This is a genomic window from Lentzea kentuckyensis, assembly GCF_002150765.1.
Taxonomy (GTDB): domain Bacteria; phylum Actinomycetota; class Actinomycetes; order Mycobacteriales; family Pseudonocardiaceae; genus Lentzea; species Lentzea kentuckyensis.
Genome location: NZ_MUYM01000055.1, coordinates 18071 through 25279 on the forward strand (window position 1 = coordinate 18071; position 7209 = coordinate 25279).

A 7209-nucleotide genomic window follows, 5' to 3' on the forward strand; every position below is an offset into this window, starting at 1 on the left:
GGTGTCGAATTTTCGAACGGAGTACGTGATGAGTACCGATGTCACCCGACCGCGGGTCGCGGTCTCCCGGGCCGGCCTTCCTGGCTCGGGAATCGAACTGCTCGCCTCGCGGTGTGAGGTCGTCGAGTGGGACGGGGCCGCGCCGCCGAACGCGGCCGAGCTCGCGGAACTGGTGCGGGGCTGCGACGGCGCCCTGGTGCTCGGCACCGACCGGGTCGGCGAGGACCTGCTCGACGCTGCCGGTCCGGGGATGCGCGTGGTCGCACTGGCGTCGATGGGATTCGACGCGGTCGACCAGGCTGCCGCGGCGGAGCGAGGTGTCGTCGTCACGCACACCCCGCACGTGCTGGCCGAGACGACGGCCGACATCACGATGTCGTTGATCCTGATGAGCAGGCGCCGGCTGGGACACGCGGTGGACTCGATGCGGCGTGGTGAGTGGCGGATCTTCCAGATGGACGGTTTCCTCGGCCTCGACGTGTACGGCGCGACCCTCGGACTGGTGGGGTACGGCCAGATCGCGCGGGCGGTCGCCCGGCGAGCGGCCGGCTTCGGCATGCGGATTCAGCACCACGACCCCTACCAGAGCGCCGACGACGACCTGTCCGCCGCCGTCACGTTGCCGGAACTGTTGCGCACCAGCGATGTCGTGTCGTTGCACGTACCGCTCACCCCGGACACCATCAACCTGATCAGCACCGCCGAGCTGGCCCTGATGAAGCCCACCGCGACGCTGGTCAACACCGCCCGCGGCGGGATCGTGGACGAGTCGGCACTGCTGGCCGCGCTGCGTTCCGGCCGTCTGCACTCGGCCGGCCTGGACGTGATGGTCGACGAGCCGCGCAGCGAGCCGACCGACCCGTTGTTCGCCGAGCCGAACCTGGTCGTGCTGCCGCACGTGGGGTCGGCGACGGAGGCGACCCGCGCGGCGATGGTCGACCTGGCCGCCCGCAACGTGCTCTCGGTGCTCGACGGCCGCGAGGGACTCACCCCGTTGCCGGGGACGTCCGCCGTGCCGGCGCTGCGTTCCGCGGCCGTGTCGTGAGCGGGCCGGCCACACAGGTCGTCCTCGGCATCGACATCGGCACCACCGCGGTCAAGGTGGTGGCGGTGGACCGTGACCTCGCGGTGCGGGTGGTGGAAGAACGCGAGTGCCGGCTGACCGGTGCCGACGGCCGGGCCGAACACGACGCGGAGCACGTTCTCTGCGTCACGGTCGGCGTGGTCCGGCAGTGCGTCGCCTCGTGTGCGGAGATCGGGCTCGAAGTGGCGGGCCTCTCCTTCAGCGCCGCGCTGCACACCCTCCTCGCGCTCGACGACAAGGGAGAGCCGCTGACGCCCGCCCTGAGTTGGGCGGACACCCGTGCCACCGCTGTGGCACGGCGGATCAGGGCCGAGGGTGGAGCTGAACTACACCGGTCCACCGGCACTCCGGTGCATCCGATGTCCCCGCTGACCAAGCTGGCCTGGTTCGCCCAGGAGGAGCCCGGACTGCTCGCCGGCGCGGCCGTGTGGTGTGGTCTCAAGGACTTCGTGCTGTTCTGGTTCACCGACCGGCTGGTGACGGACCTGTCCTGCGCCTCGGCCACGGGGCTCCTGGATCTGTCCACAATGGACTGGAGTGCCGACGCGATTGAGGTCTCCGGCGTGGACGTCCGGCGCCTGCCGGAGCTCGTCGCGCCGACCGAGGTCCTCACCCTGTGCGCGGACGCGGCGGACGCGCTCGGCCTGCCTGCCGGGCTGCCCGTCGTGGCGGGGGCGGGCGACGGACCGCTGGCCAATCTCGGTGTGGGTGCGGTGGTGCCGGGCACGGCCGCGTTGTCCGTCGGGACCAGTGCCGCGTTGCGGGTGGCCAGAACAGGTCCGGCGGTCGACGAACGCTGCCGGGTGTTCTGCTACCACCTCGCGGGCGACCTGTGGGTGACCGGCGGAGCGGTGAGCAACGGTGGTCTGGTGGCCCAGTGGGCGATGGAGACCTTCGGTCTCGACGACATCGGCGAGTTGCTCGCCGAAGCGGCACTGGTGCCGCCGGGCGCGGACGGGTTGGTCGCGCTGCCCTACCTGCTCGGCGAGCGGGCCCCGTGGTGGGATCCGTCGCCCAGAGGCGCGTTCATGGGCCTGCGGGGTGACCACGACCGTGCGGCGATGACGCGCGCCATGGTCGAGGGAGTCGGCCAGCAGATCGCACTGGTGCGCGACAGCGTGCTGGAGACAGGCGCGCGGGTGGACGTGATCCGGGCGACCGGAGGGGCCCTGCGTGCGCCACTGTGGGCGGACGTCCTCGCGGCGGCACTCGACCTGCCGCTGGAAGTGGCCGACGACAGCGCGGGCTCGGGATTCGGCGCGGCGCTGCTGGCCTGGCACGCCCTGGGGGTGTTGCCCTCGCTGGCCGCCGCCGCGCAGCTGCCGAGGACCAGGCGCACGGTGTGGCCCGATTCCGTCGCCGCCGCGCGGATGGCGGCCGTACGCCCGTTGATCGAGCAGATCCACGAGGTGGCAACGGATCTCGCCGCCATCCACAACGACAGCGAGTCCTCGGCCCGCAGTGGTGGCCGAGCAGCCGTGCGGTCATGAAGCCGCTCGGCCGGATCTGTGTCGGAACGGCGTTCGCACTACGTGGCGGGATCTCCCTGGCCACGTGGGACACCGCCGGAGGTGACGCGGTCCTGCTCTCCTGCGTCTGGCTGGCGGCCTGCTTCGAGCTCATCGCCGGGATCTGGCTCGCGCTCGGTGTGGCGGCCTCGTGGATCGGCAGGTTTCTGCTGGGCCTGGCCGTGGTGGGCGCGCTCCTGCTGCCGGTCTCCGGTGGGTCTGCGGCGTCGGCGGCCATCGCGCTCGTACTGGGGGCGATGGCCTGCCGACTGCCGGACGGACCGGGGTCAGCCGCGGCCGACGAACGGCATCGCCGTGGCCATCACGGTCATGAACTGCACGTTGGCCCCCAGTGGTAGCGAAGCCATGTAGCGGACGGCCTCGCCGACGTGCTCGACGTTCATCGTCGGCTCCGGCGCGATCGAGCGGTCCGCCTGCAGCACCCCACCGCTCATCCCCTCGGTCATCGTGGTCGCCGCGTTCCCGATGTCGATCTGGCCGCAGGCGATGTCGTAGTGGCGGCCCTCCAGCGAGATCGACTTCGTCAGACCGGTGATCGCGTGCTTGCTCGCGTTGTACGCGACGGCGTCCGGGCGGGGGACGTGCGCGGAGATCGAGCCGTTGTTGATGATCCTGCCACCGCGCGGACTCTGGTCCCGCATGACGCGGAACGCCGCGCGGGCGCACAGGAACGAGCCGGTGAGGTTGGTGTCGACGACCGACTTCCACTGCTCGACCGGGAAATCCGCCAGCGGTGTGGCCGGCGCGTTGACCCCCGCGTTGTTGAACAGCACGTCCACCCGGCCCCACTGGTCGCGCACCGTGTCGAACAGGCTGTCGACCGACTCCGGGACGGTGATGTCCGTTGGTACCACCAGAACCGAGTCGTCGGTCGCGCCCGCCGCCGTCTCCGCCAGTGCCTCGGGTCGCCGTCCGGCGAGTGCCACCCGGTGCCCTGCCGCGAGCAGGGCACGCGCGACCGTCCGTCCCACGCCGGAACCAGCTCCGGTCACCACGGAAACGACTGTCATCTCTCTTCTCCCTCGTTGCTCCTTGATGGATTCTGTCGCAGGAAGTCGTTGCAGGGAAAGGGTTTTCGTGATGATGAGGGTCACTGTCCGATGTGTACCAGACCGGCTGGTCGTCAGGTCAGCGAGTCGATGTGCCTGCGCAGCAACGACAACGACAGTTCGGGGGTCATGCGATCCGGGTGCTGCACGCCGTTGACGAGCAACCCGTTCAGCAGGGACGACAGCCGTTGCGCTTCCAGCGTGAGGTCGAGATCGTCCGGCATGGCACCGGAGTGCTCCGACATCATGGTCAGCACGCGGTGGCACAACGTGCGCAGCCCGTCGTAGAGCCGTTCGGCGTGCGGCAGGAGCGCGGGCCGGGTACGAGCGGCCACGGCGAAGGTCAGCCACAGGACGGCTTCGTGGCGCCGGCGGTCGTCGAGCGGCAACACCTCGGAGAGCACGTGTTCGACGAGGCTGTCGGAGTCCGTGCGGTCCGCGAACGACCGAACGCGGGACAGGACGCGTTGCTCGATCGACCGGACCAGGGCCTCGACCGCGAAGGCGATCATGTCCTCGTGACTGCCGAGGTAGTGCCGGACCGAGCCGACGGACAGGCCGGCTTCCAGTGCGACGTTGCGCAGCGACGCCTGCTCGACCCCGTCCCGGACGGCCACGCGGAACACCGCCTCCGCAACGGCTCTGCGACGCGCGGCCCAATCGACGACTCGGGGTGACATTGCCTGTTTCTGGTGGTCTGAACAACTGCTGAGTTCGCGGCCGCGAGGTGTCAGCAGAAGTAGGAAAGTTCTCGGTGACGATCGGAAATGGTGGGTCCCGAACGATTCAGGGGACCAGTTGAGATGTGCGCGGGGACAGTGTCCCGTTTCAAATGGCGAGACACGGGAATCAACTCGTCGGATAAGTACTCAGTGGTGAACTAAATGTATCTTCCGATGCCATTGCGGACTCGCGGAAAGCATGTCAATGCAAGGCGCGCCAGATTTTTCGCGCGCAGGGTCCGCGGCTTTGTCGCGACCGTGGGATCGTTCGGTCCCAGTCGTTCTGTCGATCAGGCTCACGTCAGCGAACGGCAGGCTATCCCACGTTCTGCTTCACTTCGCCTACTCTCCGTAGCGGTTAGGCCTCATGCTTCACGGGGTCAGGTGACCCATTGAGCCACAGGGACGCGTGCCGCGCAAGATGTGGTCTGGCGTTCCGTATTCTGGCCGCCAGACTAGCCGCTTCCGGGGGGATCCGTGCCTGCGGGGCGTGGCCCTCGTCCCGGCGCTTCGCCTCGTTCACCCATTGTTCATTCGGCGCGGAACCGTCTCGATTGGCGGCTCCCGAACCATCGCACTTTGCGGAACCTGCCCCCGAACCATCTCGGTTTGCGGACCACAGTTTTAGGGGCGGGGGTGCCGTGGGTGATTGACCGGGCATCTTGGGTGTTCGTATTTTGGGTCTCAATCGCGGGTTGACTCGCCTGCGAAATATGAGTCAACCGGGCCTCCCCTGTAACGAGTGGCTGCACCCGTGCTGGGTGGCGGGAAAGGAGCTGGGAACGTGGCTGGTCTTGTGGATTCTTTCATGTCTGGCGCTGTTCGTGACCGCGCGGATACCGATGCCGATCTCTTCGAGGTCATGATGGCGAGGTCGGGGATCTGCATGGCGAGACTGGACGTCGAGCACCGGGTGATCGACGCGAGCGACGAGTTCCTCCGGCGGTTCGGCAGGTCGCTGGGCACGCTGAAGGACCGCAGCTTCTTCGACCTGCTGCACCCCGGGGTGCACGCGCCGATCCGGCGGCACTTCGATCAGCTCGCCGGCGGCCACCGGCCGCGGTTCATCGAGCACATGGCGGGTATCGGGCCCCAGGGCGCGGTGTTCGCGGGTGAACTGACCGGTGTCGCCGTCTGCGACGGCACCGGTGAGCTCGCGATGATCGTCGTGGTGGTGAACCCCGAGAGGAACGCTCCCGCCGACACCGTCGTGATGGGTCGTGACATCCGTCTGCTGGAGCTGGACGCCCGCATCCTCGAAGGCATCGCCGCCGGCGAGTCGACGGTCCAGATCGCCGGCAGGCTCTTCCTCAGCCGGCAGGGCGTGGACTACCACGTGGGCATCATGCTCCGGAAGTTCAAGGTGCCCAACCGGGTGGCGCTGGTGTCGAAGGCGTTCGCCATGGGCCTGCTGAGCGTCGCGTCGTGGCCGCCAAAGGTGTTGCCCGCGCACGCCACGCAGGCGAACGTGCGGACCGAACCTCGAAGTCGTCGCCTGGCCTGACGTGGCACGGCCGGTTCGTCCTCTCCTGCCGGAGTCCTGGTTGGACGGAGGTCGCAAACACTAGATGTTTCGCGACCGCGAAACCGCTTGACTCCGTGTCCTGGAGGAGCGCGCGAACTGACGCAGTGGTCGCACTTCGCGCCGATGGCCTGTTCGTGGCGACGAGAGGGATCCAATGAGCAAGCGGGCGTTGATCACCGGTATCACCGGGCAGGACGGTTCGTACCTCGCCGAACACCTGCTGGAGCTGGGATACCAGGTCTGGGGGCTGGTTCGCGGGCAGGCCAACCCCCGCAAGTCGCGGGTCAGCAGGCTGATCTCCGACATCACCTTCCTCGACGGCGACCTGATGGACCAGGCGAGCCTGGTCGCCGCGGTGGACACGAGTCAGCCCGACGAGGTCTACAACCTGGGCGCCATCTCCTTCGTGCCGATGTCCTGGCAGCAGTCAGAACTGGTCACCGAGGTCAACGCCATCGGTGTGCTGCGGATGCTGGAGGCGATCAGGATGGTGAGCGGCCTCGACCGGTCACGTCCGGTCGACGGTGGCGGAATCCGTTTCTACCAGGCGTCCTCGTCGGAGATGTTCGGCATGGTGGCGGAGACTCCGCAGACCGAGCGCACCATCTTCCACCCCCGCAGCCCGTACGGGGTGGCGAAGACCTACGGGCACTACATCACGCGCAACTACCGCGAGTCGTTCGGCATGTTCGCGGTGTCCGGGATGCTGTTCAACCACGAGTCACCGCGCCGGGGAACGGAGTTCGTCACGCGCAAGATCTCCCTGGCCGTGGCGCGGATCAAGCTGGGCCTGCAGGAGAAGCTGTACCTGGGCAACCTGGACGCGCTGCGCGACTGGGGATACGCGGGCGACTACGTGCGGGCGATGCACCTCATGCTGCAGCAGGACGAGCCCGCCGACTACGTGATCGGCACGGGTGCGATGCACTCGGTGCGGGACGCCGTGCGGATCGCCTTCGACCACGTCGGACTCGACTGGCAGGACCACGTCGAGATCGATCCCTCGTTGGTGCGGCCCGCTGAGGTGGAAACCCTGTGCGCGGATCCGACTCACGCCATGACCGTCCTGGGGTGGAAGCCCACGGTCGACTTCGCGGACCTGATGCGCATGATGGTCGACGCCGATCTGCGGCAGGTCGCCCTGGAGGAGCAGTACGCGGGCGTGCTGCTCGAAACCAGCTGGTAGCCACGAAAACCTGAAGTACCAGCACATACGGGCTGTGGCCCTGCCGAATTCACGTCACTCGTCGGGTTCTTGGTGTCCGGCCGACTCTTCAGTCGCCGAGATGGGTTGAGTGGG

7 protein-coding genes are annotated in these 7209 nt (G+C 68.2%); 5 read left to right on the forward strand and 2 right to left on the reverse strand.

Features of this window, described 5'->3' with window-relative positions:
- Positions 1-28 precede the first annotated feature (28 nt).
- From B0F77_RS24960 to B0F77_RS24970, 3 genes are read left to right on the forward strand one after another with little or no spacing between them, the layout of a single operon-like run.
- Positions 29-1045 (forward strand): 2-hydroxyacid dehydrogenase, encoded by a 1017-nt coding sequence (locus B0F77_RS24960; protein ID WP_086665410.1) that lies wholly within the window; start codon positions 29-31, stop codon positions 1043-1045.
- Positions 1042-2574, forward strand: coding sequence for a gluconokinase (locus B0F77_RS24965; protein ID WP_086665411.1), 1533 nt, complete (start codon positions 1042-1044; stop codon positions 2572-2574). The genes B0F77_RS24960 and B0F77_RS24965 overlap by 4 nt, the downstream gene beginning before the upstream one ends.
- Positions 2571-2951, forward strand: a complete 381-nt coding sequence (locus tag B0F77_RS24970) for a hypothetical protein (RefSeq protein WP_086665412.1) — start codon at positions 2571-2573, stop codon at positions 2949-2951. Before B0F77_RS24965 ends, B0F77_RS24970 begins: the two co-directional genes overlap by 4 nt.
- On the opposite strand, the gene B0F77_RS24975 is transcribed toward B0F77_RS24970, so the two are convergent.
- Both B0F77_RS24975 and B0F77_RS24980 read right to left on the reverse strand, forming a co-directional pair.
- Positions 2880-3623 carry an SDR family oxidoreductase gene (locus B0F77_RS24975; protein ID WP_086665413.1) on the reverse strand — a complete coding sequence of 248 codons (744 nt, stop codon included), beginning with the start codon at positions 3621-3623 and terminating at the stop codon, positions 2880-2882. The two genes, B0F77_RS24970 and B0F77_RS24975, sit on opposite strands and share 72 nt — an antisense overlap.
- A 113-nt stretch (positions 3624-3736) precedes the next feature.
- A complete protein-coding gene (locus tag B0F77_RS24980; RefSeq protein WP_086665414.1) occupies positions 3737-4342 on the reverse strand; it encodes a TetR/AcrR family transcriptional regulator in 606 nt (201 codons plus the stop codon).
- Between the two features lie 928 nt (positions 4343-5270).
- Between B0F77_RS24980 and B0F77_RS24985 the strand changes: the two genes are divergently transcribed.
- Positions 5271-5888, forward strand: a complete 618-nt coding sequence (locus B0F77_RS24985; RefSeq protein WP_086665415.1) for a helix-turn-helix transcriptional regulator — start codon at positions 5271-5273, stop codon at positions 5886-5888.
- 175 nt (positions 5889-6063) lie between these two features.
- Entirely contained in the window at positions 6064-7095 is a 1032-nt protein-coding gene (locus tag B0F77_RS24990; protein WP_086665416.1) for a GDP-mannose 4,6-dehydratase, read from the forward strand.
- The last annotated feature ends 114 nt before the right edge of the window (positions 7096-7209 follow it).

Excerpts from the sequence above, each read along its gene's own strand:
- B0F77_RS24980 (WP_086665414.1), bottom strand. The coding sequence starts at position 4,342 with ATGTCACCCCGAGTCGTCGATTGGGCCGCGCGTCGCAGAGCCGTTGCG.
- B0F77_RS24985 (WP_086665415.1), top strand. The coding sequence starts at position 5,271 with ATGGCGAGACTGGACGTCGAGCACCGGGTGATCGACGCGAGCGACGAG.
- B0F77_RS24960 (WP_086665410.1), top strand. The coding sequence starts at position 29 with ATGAGTACCGATGTCACCCGACCGCGGGTCGCGGTCTCCCGGGCCGGC.
- B0F77_RS24990 (WP_086665416.1), top strand. The coding sequence starts at position 6,064 with ATGAGCAAGCGGGCGTTGATCACCGGTATCACCGGGCAGGACGGTTCG.
- B0F77_RS24975 (WP_086665413.1), bottom strand. The coding sequence starts at position 3,623 with ATGACAGTCGTTTCCGTGGTGACCGGAGCTGGTTCCGGCGTGGGACGG.
- B0F77_RS24970 (WP_086665412.1), top strand. The coding sequence starts at position 2,571 with ATGAAGCCGCTCGGCCGGATCTGTGTCGGAACGGCGTTCGCACTACGT.